Origin of the sequence: Sulfurimonas sediminis, from assembly GCF_014905115.1 — a bacterium.
In the GTDB taxonomy this organism is placed as follows: domain Bacteria; phylum Campylobacterota; class Campylobacteria; order Campylobacterales; family Sulfurimonadaceae; genus Sulfurimonas; species Sulfurimonas sediminis.
In genome coordinates this window covers 2,207,923-2,225,733 of the sequence record NZ_CP041235.1, presented here as the reverse complement: position 1 = coordinate 2,225,733, position 17,811 = coordinate 2,207,923, and the positions used below count along the sequence as shown (strand labels likewise).

16 protein-coding genes are annotated in these 17,811 nt (G+C 39.1%); 9 read left to right on the top strand and 7 right to left on the bottom strand.

Going from position 1 to position 17,811, the window contains the following annotated elements:
* From FJR45_RS11840 to FJR45_RS11815, 6 genes are all read left to right on the top strand, one after another.
* Positions 1–1,692 (top strand): FMN-binding glutamate synthase family protein, encoded by a 1,692-nt coding sequence (locus FJR45_RS11840; RefSeq protein ID WP_193150703.1) that lies wholly within the window; start codon positions 1–3, stop codon positions 1,690–1,692.
* Between the two features lie 249 nt (positions 1,693–1,941).
* A complete protein-coding gene (locus FJR45_RS11835) occupies positions 1,942–2,130 on the top strand; it encodes a hypothetical protein (protein ID WP_193150702.1) in 189 nt (62 codons plus the stop codon).
* On the top strand, positions 2,114–2,602 hold the full coding sequence (locus tag FJR45_RS11830; RefSeq protein WP_226966528.1) for a gluconate 2-dehydrogenase subunit 3 family protein: 489 nt from the start codon (positions 2,114–2,116) through the stop codon (positions 2,600–2,602). Before FJR45_RS11835 ends, FJR45_RS11830 begins: the two co-directional genes overlap by 17 nt.
* A 13-nt stretch (positions 2,603–2,615) precedes the next feature.
* Positions 2,616–4,280: a GMC family oxidoreductase gene (locus FJR45_RS11825; RefSeq protein WP_264299341.1), complete on the top strand. Its 1,665-nt coding sequence runs from the start codon at positions 2,616–2,618 to the stop codon at positions 4,278–4,280.
* Positions 4,277–5,452, top strand: coding sequence for a peptide-methionine (S)-S-oxide reductase MsrA (msrA, locus tag FJR45_RS11820; RefSeq protein WP_193150700.1), 1,176 nt, complete (start codon positions 4,277–4,279; stop codon positions 5,450–5,452). Before FJR45_RS11825 ends, msrA begins: the two co-directional genes overlap by 4 nt.
* A gap of 67 nt (positions 5,453–5,519) precedes the next feature.
* Positions 5,520–6,920, top strand: a complete 1,401-nt coding sequence (locus FJR45_RS11815; protein WP_193150699.1) for an MBL fold metallo-hydrolase RNA specificity domain-containing protein — start codon at positions 5,520–5,522, stop codon at positions 6,918–6,920.
* A gap of 158 nt (positions 6,921–7,078) precedes the next feature.
* Here the strand turns inward: FJR45_RS11815 and FJR45_RS11810 are convergent, their stop codons facing one another.
* On the bottom strand, positions 7,079–7,957 hold the full coding sequence (locus tag FJR45_RS11810; RefSeq protein WP_193150698.1) for an IS982 family transposase: 879 nt from the start codon (positions 7,955–7,957) through the stop codon (positions 7,079–7,081).
* Positions 7,958–8,404: 447 nt separating this feature from the next.
* On the opposite strand from FJR45_RS11810, the gene FJR45_RS11805 reads away from it, so the two are divergent.
* The 3 genes from FJR45_RS11805 to FJR45_RS11795 all read left to right on the top strand — a co-directional run bounded on the left by FJR45_RS11805 (position 8,405) and on the right by FJR45_RS11795 (position 12,147).
* Entirely contained in the window at positions 8,405–9,793 is a 1,389-nt protein-coding gene (locus tag FJR45_RS11805; protein ID WP_193150697.1) for an FAD-dependent oxidoreductase, read from the top strand.
* Between the two features lie 13 nt (positions 9,794–9,806).
* The gene (locus tag FJR45_RS11800) at positions 9,807–10,538 is read left to right on the top strand and encodes an arsenate reductase (azurin) small subunit (protein ID WP_193150696.1); all 732 of its coding nucleotides are present in this window, start codon (positions 9,807–9,809) and stop codon (positions 10,536–10,538) included.
* Positions 10,539–10,644: 106 nt separating this feature from the next.
* On the top strand, positions 10,645–12,147 hold the full coding sequence (locus FJR45_RS11795; protein ID WP_193150695.1) for a hypothetical protein: 1,503 nt from the start codon (positions 10,645–10,647) through the stop codon (positions 12,145–12,147).
* Positions 12,148–12,331: 184 nt separating this feature from the next.
* Here the strand turns inward: FJR45_RS11795 and FJR45_RS11790 are convergent, their stop codons facing one another.
* The 6 genes from FJR45_RS11790 to FJR45_RS11765 all read right to left on the bottom strand — a co-directional run bounded on the left by FJR45_RS11790 (position 12,332) and on the right by FJR45_RS11765 (position 17,807).
* Complete coding sequence (locus tag FJR45_RS11790) at positions 12,332–12,706, bottom strand: HvfA family oxazolone/thioamide-modified RiPP metallophore (protein WP_193150694.1); 375 nt, start codon at positions 12,704–12,706, stop codon at positions 12,332–12,334.
* 12 nt (positions 12,707–12,718) lie between these two features.
* Complete coding sequence (locus FJR45_RS11785) at positions 12,719–15,022, bottom strand: copper-transporting P-type ATPase (RefSeq protein WP_226966434.1); 2,304 nt, start codon at positions 15,020–15,022, stop codon at positions 12,719–12,721.
* A gap of 14 nt (positions 15,023–15,036) precedes the next feature.
* Positions 15,037–15,246 carry an SHOCT domain-containing protein gene (locus tag FJR45_RS11780; RefSeq protein WP_193150693.1) on the bottom strand — a complete coding sequence of 70 codons (210 nt, stop codon included), beginning with the start codon at positions 15,244–15,246 and terminating at the stop codon, positions 15,037–15,039.
* A gap of 11 nt (positions 15,247–15,257) precedes the next feature.
* The gene (locus tag FJR45_RS11775; protein ID WP_193150692.1) at positions 15,258–15,638 is read right to left on the bottom strand and encodes a DUF302 domain-containing protein; all 381 of its coding nucleotides are present in this window, start codon (positions 15,636–15,638) and stop codon (positions 15,258–15,260) included.
* A gap of 126 nt (positions 15,639–15,764) precedes the next feature.
* Positions 15,765–16,967, bottom strand: a complete 1,203-nt coding sequence (locus FJR45_RS11770) for a hypothetical protein (RefSeq protein WP_193150691.1) — start codon at positions 16,965–16,967, stop codon at positions 15,765–15,767.
* Between the two features lie 156 nt (positions 16,968–17,123).
* Entirely contained in the window at positions 17,124–17,807 is a 684-nt protein-coding gene (locus tag FJR45_RS11765) for a copper resistance protein B (protein ID WP_193150690.1), read from the bottom strand.
* Positions 17,808–17,811: the final 4 nt, after the last annotated feature.

Here is a 17,811-nt window from a genome sequence, read left to right as displayed (position 1 = left end):
ATGGAAGCATTATTTAGATTTACTCATGAAATAGGAGAAATCCAATTTCCAATATTGATGTTTATGTTTAAGGCAATAACTATTCTTTTTATTGTAACTTCTATAGTTTTGTTTATTTACGACAGGTATATTCAACGGGAAAACCAATTGCTGATTAACTATCCGTTAATCGGTCGTATGCGGTATCTCTTTTATGCCCTTCGTGACCCGATGCGCCAGTATTTCGGTGATGAAAAATTTTATGAATCTTTTGACAAGGTCAAATGGGTGTATGATTCGGCTGAACGCAAATCCGCCTATGCCTCTTTTTCTCCTGGACAACCGCAAAAGAGTGCAAGACTTGGCATAAAAAATGCAAACTGTGTGCTCAATACACAGGATGTCAGCGATGATTTTTCTACAACTTTTGGAGAAGCTTCTCCCAAGCCTTTTACAACAAGGTCTATTCTCGGGCGGAGTGCCATGAGTGACGGGGCTATCTCTCCTGAGGGAACACGTGCCTTTACCAAAGGCGCATATCTTGGAAAGTTTCCTATAAATACAGGAGAAGGAAGTCTGACTTCAAACTTTTTTTATACCCATAAATATACAAGAGAGTGTAAATTTTTTCAAACTCAAGAGGGAACTTTTTTTGCCAAAAATGTGTATAAATTTATCAAGTTTTTTACCAATGCCGCCACTGCACAAAGTGTGTATAAACATATGGTTGTGACAACGTCTGCACCTGACAGTTACCTCTTTGATAAAACTGAATTGGTCTTTTACCGAGTTAATTGGGATGCTCCTATGAAAACTTTTCCTTCCGAGGTGCCTGATGATATGCCCGATATTGTTTTTCAAATGGGAAGCGGTTTGTACGGTGTGCGAGATGAAGAAGGTAATTTTTGCGAAGAACGCTATCAAAAAACTATGCGTTTTTGCAAAATGACAGAGGTAAAAATGGCGCAAGGCGCCAAGCAGACAGGAGGGAAACTGCTTGCTACGAAAGTAAGTGAAGAAATTGCTTATTACCGAGGTGTCGAGGCACATAAAGACCTGTTTTCTCCCAATCAGTTTCCGTTTGCACATACGCTGGAAGAACTTTTTGATTTTATAGGCAGACTCAAAGCCTTATCGCAAAAGCCTGTAGGTGTCAAAATCGTCATATCTTCCCAGGAAAATTTTACACAGTATGCAAATTTAATCAAAGAACGTTTGCATGCCGGTTCTAATGCTTACCCGGATTTTATTACCATAGACGGCGGAGACGGCGGGAGCGGTGCGGCACCGTTGGAGATGATGATGAGTGTAGGAATGACTATCACTAAAGCACTCTATATAGCAGATAACGAATTAAAAAGAGTCGGTGTTCGAGAAAATGTCAAACTTATTGCAAGTGAAAAGGTGTTAACGCCTGATGATGCGATAGTCCTTTTTGGACTGGGAGCGGATTTTGTCGCTATTGCAAGGGCATTTATGATGAGTGCGGGATGCATTCGGGCTCGTGAGTGTTCAGGCGCGCATGGTCGTGCCTGTCCGGTTGGTCTGGCAACGCAGGACAAGAAAAAACGAGCCTCCTTTTTGATAGAGAAAAAAGCAAGAAACATTGCATCATATCATGAACAGTTGCTTGCAGGTATAAAAAATCTTCTTGCAGTTATGGGATTAAAGCATATGTCACAACTCAGTAAGGAAAATCTTATTTTTGGATAGGTACTTACCTATTTTGAAGAATCTTTAATAGATTAAGGGGTTGTTCAATACCATTAAGTTAAGCGACTTTTTCGGAACCCGTACTTTAGTGCGGGCTTTGTGTTTTTCAAGCCTAAAGCCTAGGTTAAAACCTAGGTTCCAAGAAAACATCAAGTTTTTTTCTTAACTTAATGGCATTGAAGGGGTGGTTGCACAATTACTACACAGATTTTTAGTATAATAGTTTTAAAATAAGAGAAGGAGGCTATCATGTGCATTCCTCACGGTACGGCTCGCACAACGAACACTGGATTTGTTAAAGAGAAAAAGCCGAAAAAACATATACAAAAACCTTCAAAAGAGATGCTTGAAAAAGGGGATCCTGATTTTGTGGATGAGCGGACATCCTCTTATAAACCAAAAAAGAAAGGTTCGTTTTTTGATGACCTTTTCTCGTAGAAAGTTTTTACAGGCAGGTTTTCTTTGTGGTGCCGTTTTTTTAATGGACGGATGCACTCTTTTTGGCGTAACAACACCCCTGCAAACCTTCAGCCTTTTACACAAAGACCTCTTCCCTCAGGCACAGCATTTAGGGATACAAACTGCTCCGTATATGCAAAAAATATTTCATCACAGCCGCATAAGCGATGCGGATAAAACTTTTTTAAAAAACGGTGTGAAATGGCTCAATGAAGAAGCTGTACAAAGTTATAAAAAAGAGTACACAAAGCTTTCTCCAATGCAAAGACAAAGTATTCTTGAGCATATAACACAAACAGAGTGGGGAGAGAGTTTTGTTTATGAGGTGATGAACTATATGTTTGAAGCAATGCTCGGTGACCCTGTATATGGCGGAAACAACAAAGAAGCCGGCTGGCAATGGCTCAATTTCAAAGGCGGACAACCCAGACCGCAAAAGGCTTACATGTAATGGCAGAGATATAATGGTTGATGTATGTATAATCGGCAGTGGAGCAGGTGGCTCACCAATAGCCTATGAACTTGCAAATGCTGGATTTAGCGTTGTTGTGCTGGAAAAGGGCGAGAACTTTTCAGAGAGTGATTTTAACAAAGATGAAATAGCTGTCACACGACGTGATATGTTTACCCCTCCTTTAAATGAACAAAAGCATATCATAAACGAGTATAGGGCAGACGGGACATTTACCCGTTATGACGGGGAAGAATCAGGCTGGAGTTTTTGGAACGGTTCCATGGTCGGTGGTTCGTCAAACCTGATGAGCGGTTATTTTCACAGGCTCAAGCCCAATGATTTTCAGCTAAAAAGTGTCTATGGCGAAATCAAAGGGGCAAATGTTGTTGACTGGCCGATCAGCTATAAGGATTTGGAACCTTACTATGACAGGGTCGAAAAAGTTGTGGGTGTGAGTGGCAAGATTGTCCAACATAAACATCTTGAACCCCGCTCAAGTGCAGATTTTCCTTATCCTGAGCTGCAGATAAACGGTGCAACAAAATGGTTTGACCTTACATGTAAAGACTTGGGCTATGAAGCGATTCCCACGCCCCGAGCGATATTATCACAAAATGCTCTTGGGCGTAATGCCTGTTACTACTCCAATTTTTGCGGGAGCTATGGCTGTGCGAGTGGAGCAAAGGGAAGTGGGCGTGCTGCCTTGTTGCAAAAATGCAAGGCAAAAATCATTACCGATGCCTTTGTCTACAGACTTCAAAGTAATGAGAAAAAAGTAACACGGGCATATTACTATACAAAAAACGGTATCAGACACTCTGTGCAGGCAAAAATCTTTGTCGTAGCGGCACAGGCGATTGAGACCTCACGACTCTTGCTTAATTCTAAAAACGAGCATTTTCCAAACGGTTTGGCAAACTCCAGCGGGGAAGTCGGGAAAAATCTCATTTTTTCGGCAGGCGGCAGCGGCAGTGGACGCTTTGTTTTTGAAAAACTGACACCACAGCAGCAAAAAGAGCTGATGGAGGTTGGTGCTTTTTTTAACCGTTCTTTGCAGGACTGGTATGAATATAAAAATGAGGACAAAGCCTACAAAGGCGGAACTATAGACTTTTTGTTTGAACATCAAAATATTATATCCCGTGTGATGCGCGAAGTTTATGATGAAAACGGGAAGCTTTTGTGGGGTGAAAAACTCAAAGAAAAACTGCACAAACGGCTGACAACTTCACGAGTGCTGACTTTTGAAGTCTTTAACGACTGGTTGCCGACTGATAAATGTTTTGTGGGTGTGGATGAGAAGACCAAAGACAAATACGGTGTGCCGGTAGGGGTCATAAATCTCTACGGACATCCCCAGGATTTGGAAGTAGGCGAATATCTGGCACAAAAAGCAGTGAAAGTTTTAGAGCGACTCGGTTGTGAGGAGATTGACTACTCCATATCTTCTGCTCCTCCACCGAACCTTGTTGCCGGCGGATGCAGGTTTGGTAATGATGCAAAGACATCCGTGCTGGATAAAAACTGCAAAGCCCATGATTTAGAAAATCTGTATGTTTCGGATGCTTCATTTATGCCTACAGGCGGGAGTATTCCTTATACCTGGACGATTTATGCAAACTCTTTTCGTGTGGCAGATGTTATCAAAGAACAATTAAAAAAGGAGAAGTCATGATAGTTTCTATCGTATTTGCGGCAGGGTGTTTTTGGGGTGTTGAGAAACATTTTGAACATATGCAGGGGGTTATCAGTGCCGAGTCCGGGTATGCAGGCGGAAATTATCCCAACCCGACCTATGAAAAGGTACTGAAAAACCGTTACACCAAAGACGGCAAAAAGATCATTAACTACACCGAATCGGTTAAAGTCGTTTATGACAATTCTAAAACAGATGCAAAAACACTGATAAAATCTTTTTGGGAACTGCATGATCCGACACAGGCAAACGGACAGGGCAACGACATTGGCAATAATTACAGAAGTGCCATTTTTTACACAACGCCCAGACAGGAAAAAATTGCTCATGAGACACAAGAGGCATACCAAAAACTCTTAAGACAAAAGGGCTTGGGCACGATACAGACAGAGATAAAACCGCTCAAGCATTTTTATACGGCAGAATCGTATCATCAGGATTATCTGCAAAAACATCCCAACGGCTACTGTCCGAATCATGCCACAGGGGTGAAGTTTCAAAAAGAAGAGACAAAGCAGAAGGAGATAACACCTTTGGGCGGCAAAGAGATTTTAGTGATAAAAAGTCCGAATTTTTGCCCCTATTGCGAAAAATTTGATAAAGAAGTGGCACAAAAATACAAAGGGAGCGTGCCGATGCGGACGGTGACAGCAAACAGCCTCAAAGGCTTTGATATACAAACAAAACTTTATGCAACGCCTACAATCCTTTTTGTACAAGACGGCAAAGAAATGAGGAGCCATGTCGGTTTTATGAATGAAAAAGAGTTTTACAAAGCGTTGGGTAATTTTAAACTGGGAAAAAATTCTGAGAGTTACAAGGTGGCATTTAACCAAGGAACAGATAACCGTTTTTGCAAGCAGTATGATATATTTAACCATACGCCTGATGGCGTATTTGTAGACAAACTCAGCGGTGAAGTGCTGTTTGACACACAAGACAGGTTTAACTCAGGAACCGGATGGCTCAGTTTTTACAAGGCGGTTGACGGTGCGACAATACAAAAAGAGGATAACAGTTTTGGTATGAAACGCATTGAAATTATTGCGAAAAAAAGCGGTATTCATCTCGGGCATGTTTTTCCTCTGCCTGATGGACGCAAACGGTTTTGTATCAATGCTTCGGTGCTTGAATTTATACCAAGAAAGTAGTTTGTTATATTTTTAAGAAACATTGGCGTATAATCGTTACATGTAGATTACATGTAAAGGATTGGTGATGGCAACAGTAAGATCGTACGGTGCAACAAAAGAGGTGACCGGTTCGTGTCATGTCCTCAAAATCGGTGGCGTGAAAATCATGATAGACTGTGGGATGTTTCAAGGTGAAGATGAGGAGAAAAACGAAGAGGCCTTTTATTTTGAACCCTCGAGTATAGATTATCTTTTGGTGACACATGCCCATCTTGATCATATCGGACGGATTCCCAAGCTGGTCAAAGAGGGTTTTAGGGGAAAAATCTATGCTACTGCCGCTACAATGGATTTGGCAGAGATTATTTTGATGGACAGTGCGAAAATTATGAGTGAAGATTTTCAAACACGCTATCGTAAAGCTTTGCGTAAAGGGAGAGAAAAGAAACTGTCAAAACCACTCTACCAGCCTTTGGATGTGGAAAAAACATTTCAAAAGATAGAGTGGGTAAATCCGGAATATGATAAATATTATGATCTGTGTGAAGGTGTGAGTTTTATCTATCGTAATGCCGGACACATACTTGGATCTGCTTTTATAGAACTCTCATATATGCAAGATAATGACTCGCATACCATAGTTTTTTCGGGAGATATTGGCAATAACAACGGTTTGGTTTTGCCAAATTTAAAGAAGTGTGATAAAACACAAAGTTTGTATGTGGAAACAACTTATGGAGACAGAGATCATCGGTCTATTCAGGCAACGATTGAAGAGTTCAAACAAGTTATTGTAAAAACTTTAAAGAGCGGTGGAAATGTTTTAATACCATCTTTTGCCATCGAACGCACGCAAGAACTGCTATGTGTTTTACGAGAAATGTATGAGAGTGGAGAGTTGCCAAAATGTAAAGTATTTTTGGATTCTCCCATGGCGACAAGAGCAACAGTTGTTTATGGGAACTATGCCAAAGAGCTGAGTAAAAAGTGTCAAAAAAATCTTAAAGAAGAGGGAAGTGTATTTAACTTTGATTCACTTATATATACTGAAACACCAGAGGCTTCTAAAAGTATAAATGATATAAAAAGCAGAGCTATTATCATTGCAGGATCGGGTATGTGTAGTGGAGGACGCATTACACACCATTTTAAACATAGAATCTGGGACAAACGCAATGCTGTGATTTTTGTAGGATTTCAAGCGGAGGGAACTTTAGGTCGTGAGATAGTAGATGGTGCAAAATGGATAAATGTTTTGGGAGAAGATATTGTTGTCAAGGCGTCTATTCATACGATTAACGGATTTTCCGCCCATGCGGACAGGGACGGAATCTTAGAGTGGATCTCGAGTATGCAAGATTTGAGAAAAGTCTTCCTGGTGCATGGAGAGCTCAAGAGTCAAAAAGCTTTTAAGAAAATGCTCAATAAAAAGCTGCATCTGGCTGCGCATATCGTCTCTTTTAAAGAAAAGGTAGTTATTTCATAAAAGGCATCTCTTTTACCGATTTTGAATACCAAAAACTACAATTTCTTTAACTTATTTCAAACTTAATACTTTTATAGTTTTGATTTAAATTTCTTTTCTATCATATGCAGTTTAATAACTAACACATGAAGATAAAATATAAATAACGTGAGTTCGGTTTAAACTACAATCATTTTTCTTTGATTATTTGCAAAGTTGATAGAAGGCTTCTTTGGCTGATAAGAATAAGCAACAAGTGCAGCTACCCAGTTAACCATTGCATTTGTAGGGCTTCTGTGTCTACTATGTTCAAGTTGTGAAATATTTTTAAGCTGATCATTGATAGATTCAATTAAAGCTCTCTTTCTAAGCAAGAGTTTATCAAACAATGGCATCAACTTATTTTTCATATTCTTTTTGATTTTTGTAATGGGCTGAGTTCCATTTTTCCATAGCAGATCAAAAAGTTTTTGTGAAAGATATCCTTTGTCTCCAATAAGTTTCCCCGAGATGTTTTTTGTAAGTTTTAACATCAGTTCTTCATTTCTATCATCAGTATTCCCTGGGGTAAAAGCAAAGTTTACTATCTCTCCAAACTCATTAACTAATTTAAATCCATAAAACCAGCCTGTAGAACTTTTGCCTCTTTGTGCAATCCCTTTAAAAACTTTGTGTTGGTGTATTCGTCTGTTGTGACAGACATCTATTGTTGTAGAATCTACAAAGGTGATTCCTGTTGAACTTCCTGTTCGTTGTGTTTTCATAAAAACACTCAGTGGCAGTAATACTCTTGGTATTAGTTCTACAAATCTATTATACGATACTAAACATGGAAATGCTTCTCTATGAATTGTGCAGATATGTTTCCTGTAAAAATTTTTAAAAGTGCGATAGCCTGACATATGGAAGTAGACTACTATTGTCATTATCTCACTGAGTGAGAGTTTCGTATCTCTTTTTCGATGTTTTTTCCCATTTTTTATAAGCTCTACATTAAAATTTTGTTCATAAATTTTCATACAAGCATCTATTTCTACAAAAAGTTTTGTTAAAATCATGTTTGTCATCCTTTGAGTTAGTCTTTTTTGGATGACACCTAAGCAATTTTTACTCCATTTTTCTTAAACCGAACTCACGTTAAATAAAAAAGTTTTTTTTATATGAATTGTGTTGCGTATTATACTATTTTGAATTTTCACACATACAAACTGTTACTATTCTTCACACCTTAAATAAAATTTAATATATAATATTTAGTTATGTATATTTAGAATATTTTATATTTTATATCCCCATAATTGGGAAAAAATCAATTTTATCAAATTAATGTGATACATATAACGCATACAAATATAACAAAATATTATTATCACATCTTTTAAACACTCAAAATAAAATAATTAATTTTTATAATAAAGTTTCAATTTATATTTTAAACCCTACTATGCTAGTCGTAATAGAAATCATTATCATTTTGTTTCTAAAATTTTAGTAGGAGTAGGTAAATGAATTTTACACGTAGAGATGCGATTAAGATGGGTGCAGTCGGTGTTGTATCAGCAGCAATTGCAGGGGGTCTAAGTGGTTGTAGCAAGGCTGAAGCCTCTCCATCCAAGGAACAAGGCAGTGCTAAAAAGCTTGGAAAGCACACTGTCGTAATTATAGGTGGGGGATTTGGAGGTTTAACAGTTGCTAATAATTTAAAGAAAAAAAATAAAAATTTAGATGTTTTAGTAATAGAAAAAAGGGATACTTTTATGTCTTGTCCTGTTTCCAATACCTACCTTGGAAAACTTGATGGTATTAATTTGGGAACATTTGTTTTTGATTATGCTCAGCCAATAGAGAAATATGGTTATAAAATGTGTCAATCAGAAGTCCTTGGCATAGACCGAAAGAATAAAACGGTCACTACGGCAAAAGGGGTTATTGGTTATGACATTCTTGTTCTCTCTCCCGGGATTGCATACAGTTATGAAACACAGTTTCCAACCTGGTCTAAAGAAAAGATAGAAGAAGCAAAAAGAACAGCACCTGCCGCATTAATTCCAGGTTCCGAACATGTGGCACTTGAAAGAATGCTTTCAAATATGGATGATGGTGATATTGTTATTACTGTGCCAAATGGTAAATTTCGCTGTCCTCCTGCACCGTTTGAGCGAGCATGTATGATTGCTGCATATATGGAAAAAGAGGATATACAGGGAAAAGTCATTATCTTAAACCCTAAAGAAAAGTTTGCAAAATACGGTGCATTTATGGAATCTTTTAAAGATTTATATAAAGATCGAATTGTATATGTTCCAAATGCAAAAGTTGATGATGTTGATTTAAAAAATAAGGTAATTTCTTATACACAAGAAATTGAAGATGACTTTGAAACAAAGAAGGTCATTAGAAAAAGTATTAAGTACGAAGTGCTTAATCTTATGCCAACAAACAAAGCAAATCCAGTAATAGAGATGGCGGAACTAAAAACGACATCAGATACATTCCATAAAGTTTTAATGAATGGCTGTTCTTTTCAAACAGCAACAGATAAAGATGTGTATGCAGTTGGTGATGTTGTTGGGCATGCTATACCACCAAGTGGACAAACCGCAGTTTGGGCCGGAAAACAATGTGCAGCTGAGATTTTAGCAAGATTAGCAGGTAAGGCATATACTCTTCCTGTAAAAAAGAAAGCAGTGCATGCCGGAAATGTTTGTTACTCCATGGTAGGGGACAATCCGGAAGAAGGAATTATGGTAACCCATGATTTTTCATGGACCGGCAAAACAATTAAAGGTAAAGGACATGTACCAAGAGCAGCATCTGGTAAGTTTCGTTCTACAGGAACAGCAAAAGCACTTCATGATTGGTATTCAGGTATTACAGCTGATCTCTTTTCATAAGATAGAGTAAAGAATGGACAGACGTAACTTTTTAAAAATATCAGGAGTCGGTGGTGTGATGATGGCACTTTCTCCATCAATTATTAGGGGAAAACTATATGCTGATGATGGTAGACTTTTTACAGCATATGAAAAGGTACAACTTGTTGATGCCAATGGAAAGGCACTCAAAGCAACTGCACTGAAAGAAGAGATAAATTATGTGTTTAACTATCCTTTTGTAGGAACACCTGCAATCTTGTTGGATTTGGGTGTTCAAACACAGAGGGACATTAAGCTTTTTTCTGAAGAGGGGGAAGAATATATCTGGAAAGGTGGTGTAGGTGAGAAAAAAAGTCTTGTTGCATACTCCGCAATCTGTTCTCACCAATTAGCACATCCGACACCAGCTGATAGTTTTTTGCAATATTTACAAAGGGGAAAAACGACAATAGCATGTAAACAAAAAGGTGGTTTAGTAGTCTGCTCTTCGCATCTTTCTGCTTTTGATCCTTCAAAAGGGTGTAAAAAAGTAGCCGGACCTGCAGAACAGCCTTTAGCTTCTATAATACTAGAAGTTGCAGAGGATGACACTTTATGGGTTTCTGCAGTACTTGGACCTGACAAGTTTCATGAATATTTTAAGCGCTATAAAACAGAAATGAAAAAGTTTTATGGTGGAAAAAGAAAAGCGAAAAAATGGGTTAAAGAACACGCAATTACCGTTGTTCTTGATGAATATACAAAAGAGATTATTCAATACTAAACAGGGAGGAAAGAGCAAAGGGGAAAACACTTATAAAAAGATAAGAAATATTTAAAACATACAGTGTGGGTATAACCTAAAATAATTTTACAAAAAAGGGGTAAAAATGAAAATAATAACAATGAGTACGATAGCAACATTAATGTTATCTAGTGGTGTATATGCAATAGATGTTACTTCAGATAATCCAAGTGACATATATAGTATTCCTTCAGGGGAACCAACTAAAAAGTTTAAGATTGCTGAGCACAAGATGAAAGCAGTTGGACATATTAAACTTTGGTACCAAACATTAGATCATGGTGGAGTAGATGGTGAAGCTGGTTGGTTTGTTAGACAAGCAGGTAACAATGCTCAAATGAATGATTGGGCAAGTATAAGTGCTCATTTAAAAGTAGTTGGAGATGTTAGCTCATCATTCTCTTATGGAGCAGCAGTGCAGGGTGCAACATCTTTTGGTTTAAATTCTTATATAGTCGGTAGTGAAGCAGTTGTTAATCCAGATTTCAATGGAGATACAATTGATACTGGTGCTGATGGAATTCCATTTTGGTTTAGTGAAATGTATGGAATATATACAAAAGGAAATACAAAGGTAAAACTTGGACGAATAGAATTAGATACACCTCTTGTTTATACTGAAAAATGGAATGCAGTTTCAAATACTTTTGAAGCTATGACAGTGACGAATAAAGATATAGCAAATACGGAACTAATAGGGATGTGGATTGCTAAAGGAAATGGTGCGACTAATAATTTTATGGAAGCACCTCAAGTTTTTGGTGTAGAGAAAACATATAATGGTTTTATGCAATATGACTATAATGGTACAAGTATTAGTAAAGCAGGGATGCTTGTGGCAGGTGTTAAAAATAAAAGTATTGTAAATATGCCTCTTCAGGCATGGTACTATCTTGCTCCAGATTCTGTACAGGCTTTTTGGCTACAAGTTGATGTAAAACGAAAAAAATTAGGTTTTCTTAATAAACCATCTTTGCAAGTGATTGGAGCAGGTAATGGTACAACAGGGGCATTAAAAGATGCTATAACAGCTGATACATTTGGCAATGGGCAAACAAAAACAGATACTACTTATGCAGTAGCTGCTAAGGCAGTGGCAAATATAGGCAAACTTGCTGTTTACGGGGCAGCATCAAAGACTACAGAAGGAAATTTACCAGTTGCAAACTTTGCAACAAACTATAAGAAAACAAAACTTCCAACAGCATCTGTGTTCAATGATGGGATGGTAGCTGCACAACCAGGTACAACAGCATTTAAAATCGGTGGATCTCTAAAAGTTGGTGATGTAAGCTCAGTTGCTCTTTCTTATGGTAATTATACAGTTGGATCTAACACAGGTTATCTCCAACCAAATGCATTTAGTGGCGGACCTTCATCTATGGGTTATATAGCAAATGCTTTAGGAAAAGATATAGATTTAAACGAGCTTGATCTTGTTTATAGTACGAGGTATGAAAATATTAAGATGAAAGCTATTTATGTTTATGTAGATCAAACATATGTGCCAGGCTCAAATAATATAGCAGGCTCTTATGGAGATGCTGATAATCATATCTTGCGTTTAATAGCATCTCTTGAATTTTAAAAGGTAGTTTCATATGGTCTTTAATTAGACTGTATGAACTATTTAAAAGCAAATAATAAGTTTTTTGTTTGATTACAGACGGATTTTTTTCTCCTTATTTTCTCTTTCCTTAAGTTTGTCTGTAATCAAACGAAAAATTTATTCAACTTTATCTTAAGGTTTGAAAATAGTTCCAGACTAAGCACTATTTCATAGAACCGCCACATTTGCCTGCACCGCATTTCATTATGGGTTTTGGCTCCGGCATGGCTGCACCGCATTTTCCTTCTCCGCATTTGAGTGTCATAATGTGTGTTTTGGGATCTCTTACACAATCATACATTTTTTTCGTACTTTTTGCATTTTTTACACAGTCTTGACGCGGGTCATCTTGTCTCATCTGTGCTAAAATATTTTTCTTTTTTTTGGTCAGCGCCGTACTGCCGTCAAACATATTTGCACCACATTTCCCGGAGCCGCATTTCATTCCCGGCGCCGAAGATTTGGTAACTTTTTTTTCATCGCTGCAGGCACTTATGAAGAGTACAAAAGTGCTGAGGGTCAGTAAAACAATTTTCATTATACCTCCTGATTACAGTTTTACATTTTTTAAACGCAGTGCGTTTGCTATAACAGAAACAGAACTGAAACTCATTGCGGCTGCGGCAATAATAGGGGAGAGCACAATCCCAAAGAACGGATAGAGTACACCTGCCGCAATCGGAACGCCGGCGCTGTTGTAAACAAAAGCAAAAAAGAGATTTTGTCTAATGTTTTGCATCGTGGCACGAGAGAGTCTCAGAACTTTTACAATACCGAGCAAATCTCCTTTGATAAGAGTAACTCCCGCACTCTCAATAGCGACATCTGTTCCTGTTCCCATGGCAATACCGACATCTGCCTGTGCCAGTGCCGGAGCATCATTGATGCCGTCACCGGCCATTGCAACACGTGCTCCACTACTTTGGAGTTCTTTGATGATATCGGCTTTGCCGTCAGGCAGAACATTGGCATACACTTTTGAAATACCGAGTTTTTTAGCCACTGCATTGGCGGTAAATTCATTGTCGCCACTGAGCATGACAACAGTTATACCCTCTTTTTCCAATGTATGTACAGCTTCAACAGAAGTCTCTTTTATAGGATCTTCTATCGCAATTATTGCACAATATTTATTATCTATCGCCATAAAAATAATGCCTTTTGCATCATTGCGCATGGCATCTGCTTTTGCCCGTACCTCTTCTATGGAAATATTTTCTTCCTGTAAAAGTTTTTCACTGCCTAAAATTATCTTTTTACCGTCAATTTTGGCAATGACTCCTTTGCCGGGTACCGCTTCAAAATTGTCTACATTGATAAGTGAAATATTGAGCTCTGTTGCATAGTCTATAACAGACTGTGCAAGAGGATGCTCACTTGCCCGCTCCAATGAAGCAGCATATTTGACAAGCTCTTTTGTATCATAGCCCGAAGCTGTGAGAAAATCAGTCACTTTTGGTTTTCCAAGAGTAAGTGTTCCGGTTTTATCTACGACGAGAGTGTCTATTTTTTCCATCGTCTCGAGTGTTTTTGCGTCTTTGATCAGGATGCCTGAGAGTGCTGCACGACCGGTAGCCACCATTATCGAGATTGGTGTAGCAAGGCCGAGGGCACACGGACAGGCAATAATCAGTACGGAAACTGCAGCGACAACGGCATAAGCGAGTTGCGGAGACGGTCCCCAGATATACCAGCCTATAAAAGCAAGTACCGCAGAAATGACAACTGCAGGTACAAAATAACTTGACACGGTATCGGCAAGCTGCTGAATCGGTGCGCGGGATCGTTGGGCCTGGGCTACCATCTGAACAATCTGGGCCAGCATTGTATCAGAGCCTACTTTTGTCGCCTGCATAACCAAGGTTCCGTTTTTATTGATGGTAGCACCTATGAGTGTATCGCCTACCGTTTTTTGGACAAGCACAGGTTCTCCTGTTATCATAGATTCGTCAATATTACTCTGTCCCTCAATAACCACACCGTCAACAGGAATTTTTTCTCCCGGTTTGACTCGGAGCTTGTCGCCTACATGTACAAGTTCGAGATTGACCTCCTCTTCATTGCCCGCTTCATCTATAATTCTGTGTGCTTTTTTGGGAGCAAGGTTAAGCAGGGTTTTGATGGCTGTGTTTGTTTTGCTTCTTGCCCGCAGTTCCAGCACCTGACCCAAAAGAACAAGGGTTGTAATAACGGCTGCTGCCTCAAAGTAAACAGGTACGACACCTTCTGCTGTGTGCATAAGCGGTGGAAAAATTTCAGGAAAAAAGAGAGCCACGACACTGTAAAGATAGGCAGCTCCCACACCCATGGAGATGAGCGTAAACATATTTAAATTCCATGTTTTTACCGACTGATAGCCTTTGACATAAAAAGGCCAGCCGCCCCAAAGTACAACAGGCGTTGCCAAAACAAATTCAATCCACTGTACTAATTGTGCACTCAGCCAGGAGGGAATATACTGCGGAGTAATGTCATGAACCATTGCCAGGGCAAACAAAGGAATTGACAAAACGGTGCTTATCAAAAAGCGACGGCTCATATCATCAAGTTCTTCGTTTTTTTCTTCGGCCTGTACTGTTATAGGTTCAAGATGCATTCCACAGATAGGACAGTCTCCCGGTTCATCACGGATAATTTCAGGGTGCATGGGACAGGTGTATTGTGTTTTTATTGTCGGCAGTGCTTCAACCTCTTTTTCAAGAGTCATGCCACATTTTGGACAGTTCCCCGGATGGTCCTGATGAATCTCGGGGTGCATAGGACAGGTATAAAATACATTGCCTATTTCACAGGAATCATCTATACAGTAAATATTTTCTTCTTCTGTGTTTTCTTCTGTTTTCTTTTCACTCATAATACACCTCCAAATCAGTGTTTTAACAGCTCTTTTTTTCGCTTGTACTCTTCTTCGTCTATTTCACCGTTTGCATATTTTCTGTCTAAAATATCTCGTGCTGACTCTCTGTCACTGTTGTTATTGTTGTTAATAAAATAAAAAAGCGCGAAAATCAAAAGCAGTGGTATTATCCATCCTAAACCCATTGTAAACCCCCATCCTGTCATTGCATGATCAAACATAATTGACTCCTTTAAAGAGTATCCATAAGCGTACGCAGATTGTTAAATATTTCGCCCATATGTTGTTTGAAATCATCATCTACATCTACTGCATTGAGTATATCTTCTATACCGATTGTTGCTAAAACTGTCACCCCGTTTTGTTCGTATACTGATATCCGGCAGGGAAGATACACGGAAATATCAGGGATGGCATTGAGTGCCATATTTGCAGCCGGTGGATTGCAGAGTTCATATACAGTAATTGGAGTGTCAAGCTCAAATCCTTTGTTGTGCAGAATATTCTGAAAATCATAAGACCCCAATACACCAAAACCTAATGCTTTTGCTTTGTCTTGAATCTCTGCTTTGACTGTTTCAAGAGGAGTGTTCGTTTGTGTTTTGTAAATCATTTTCTATCCTTTTAGAATTTATTTTAGAAAAGTATAGTAAGAGTTTGTGGTGAATTTGTGAGTTTCGCAAAAGATGTCATGCTATGGAGGAGAAAAGTCTATAGCATGACAGAAAAAAAGGAAGTGTTAGAAAACAGCACGTAATGTAAAGTATATCTCATTGCGTTTTTGAGAATTTTGATTAAAGACATAATCAAACTGACATTGCACATTTTCTTTGTAAAAATATTTGACAGCCAGAAGTTGTGCATTGTCTGTAGAGTTTGTATTTGCACCGTTGTCTGCTGCCCTGTAGCCTGCTGAGAACATAAGAATATGCGCGATAGGCGCTATTTCACCCATAATGGTAGCTGCTTTTACTTTGTTTGGAGTCTGTGCAAAGATACTACCTTGTTTTGCCTGGGCATAGGTGAGAAAAACACTCACAGGAAGTGTGTCAACGGATCCCATAGCCTGAAAGTTCAGTGCAAACTTGTCTGTTTTATCTTCTATTTTTGGCAAAGAAGTATTGGCATCATCTCTTGAGGCTGTTCCCCACCAGAGTTGTCCACTCATCCCAAGATCCCAGTTGCCGACCTGCGGTGTAAAAGCAAGCGAAGCGTAATGTGCGGGTGTAACACCTGAGACGGTACCGACAGTCGGCACATAGGCAGAGTAAACACCGTACCATAAATCACTTGCAATATAAAAGCCGATACCTTCTGCAGCAGCTTCTTCTCCTGCATTATTGACAATGTAAGACTGCGCAGATGTGACAGAAACAGCTTCAAGTGTCTGCCCGTTTGCCTTGGAACCGGTTGCCAGTGTGTCATAAGAAGCGGCTGCTCCAAATTCACTTGTTCGGTAAAAAACGGTTCCGAGTGTATAGTCTGGAAGTTCATACACAACAGGCACTACCAAAGTAGCGAGTTGAAATAAAGGATCATTCCCGTCTTCTGATTCGTAACCGATTTCGGTAAATACACCAATATTGTTGGCAACACGTCCCGCTATCATAAAGCCAAGAGCCTGTGGAAACTGAATTTGGGCTGCTTCGGCAGGATCTTCCCCTTGAACATACCCGATTTTGACATTCAAAGAGAGGTTGAGTGTGTCTGTCAGTGAGAGAAATTTCCCGTTTTGGTCATCATAAATAGATTTCTGTGCACCGACCATTGTGTAGCCGCTTGCCTTAAAGCTTCGTCCGAAACGATTGAGCGCAGGAAATCCGTTTTGTGAATGGCAGGCATTACACGAGATTCCCATCTGCCTTGCAAATGCCGGAATAGCATAAGCATTTGTTACAAAGGTGACGAGACTGATACCGAGTAAAAAGAACATTTTTAACATAATATACCCCTTATTCTTAAGTTTTAAAATTAGTTTTGAAATACAAAACAATACTTAAGATATTGATACGGTATCAAAAAAGTGTGATGAGTTTGTGAGGAGATTTATGTAAGCTGAAAAAGCTTACATATTTATTGAGAGGTACTTAGCAGTATATTAAAACCAAAATCGCAAACCAAAAGTTGCATAGGCTTCATTAAGCGGAGCGTAGGTATTTGTTGTACCGAAGTTTTTTGCCCATTCAATGCCGACATAGGGAGCGAACTGTCTTGTGAATTCATATCGAAGTCTTGCACCGAGAGTAAGGTTTGAAATGCCTGAACCGTAACCCATAGCCGGGGCATCTTTTGAATAGGCATCGAGCGTAAATTTTGGTGTGAGGATGAGTCTTTGGGTAATGAGTGCTTCATATTCCATGTCAATTCTCAGACCAATATTGCCATCGTCACTAAAAAGTACAGCTGCCCGTGTTTCAAAAAAGTAAGGAGCCAGTCCCGAGAGGGCAAGAGCGCCCCATGTTTTGTTGTTTGATCCTGCTATATCATAACTGATACCGGCCTGCACATCCCAAAAAGGGGCAATGGCACGGGAGTAAAGGAGTTGATTTTCACTGCTAGCATCGCCACTGCTGGGTTTTTCTCCCTCACTGTAGAAATAGAGTTTGTTGAGGTCATAGCCAATGTATCCATAGGTGTCCCAGTAAAGATTTTTTTCGCTGTTTGTCTGGTACTCCAGGTTGTCGGCGGTAAAAGTGGCACGCAGGGTATCACCACCGCCTCCCGCAAAAGAGAGTGTTGTCAAAGTAGCTAAAAGTGTTAATTTTGTGAGTATATTTTTCATGATC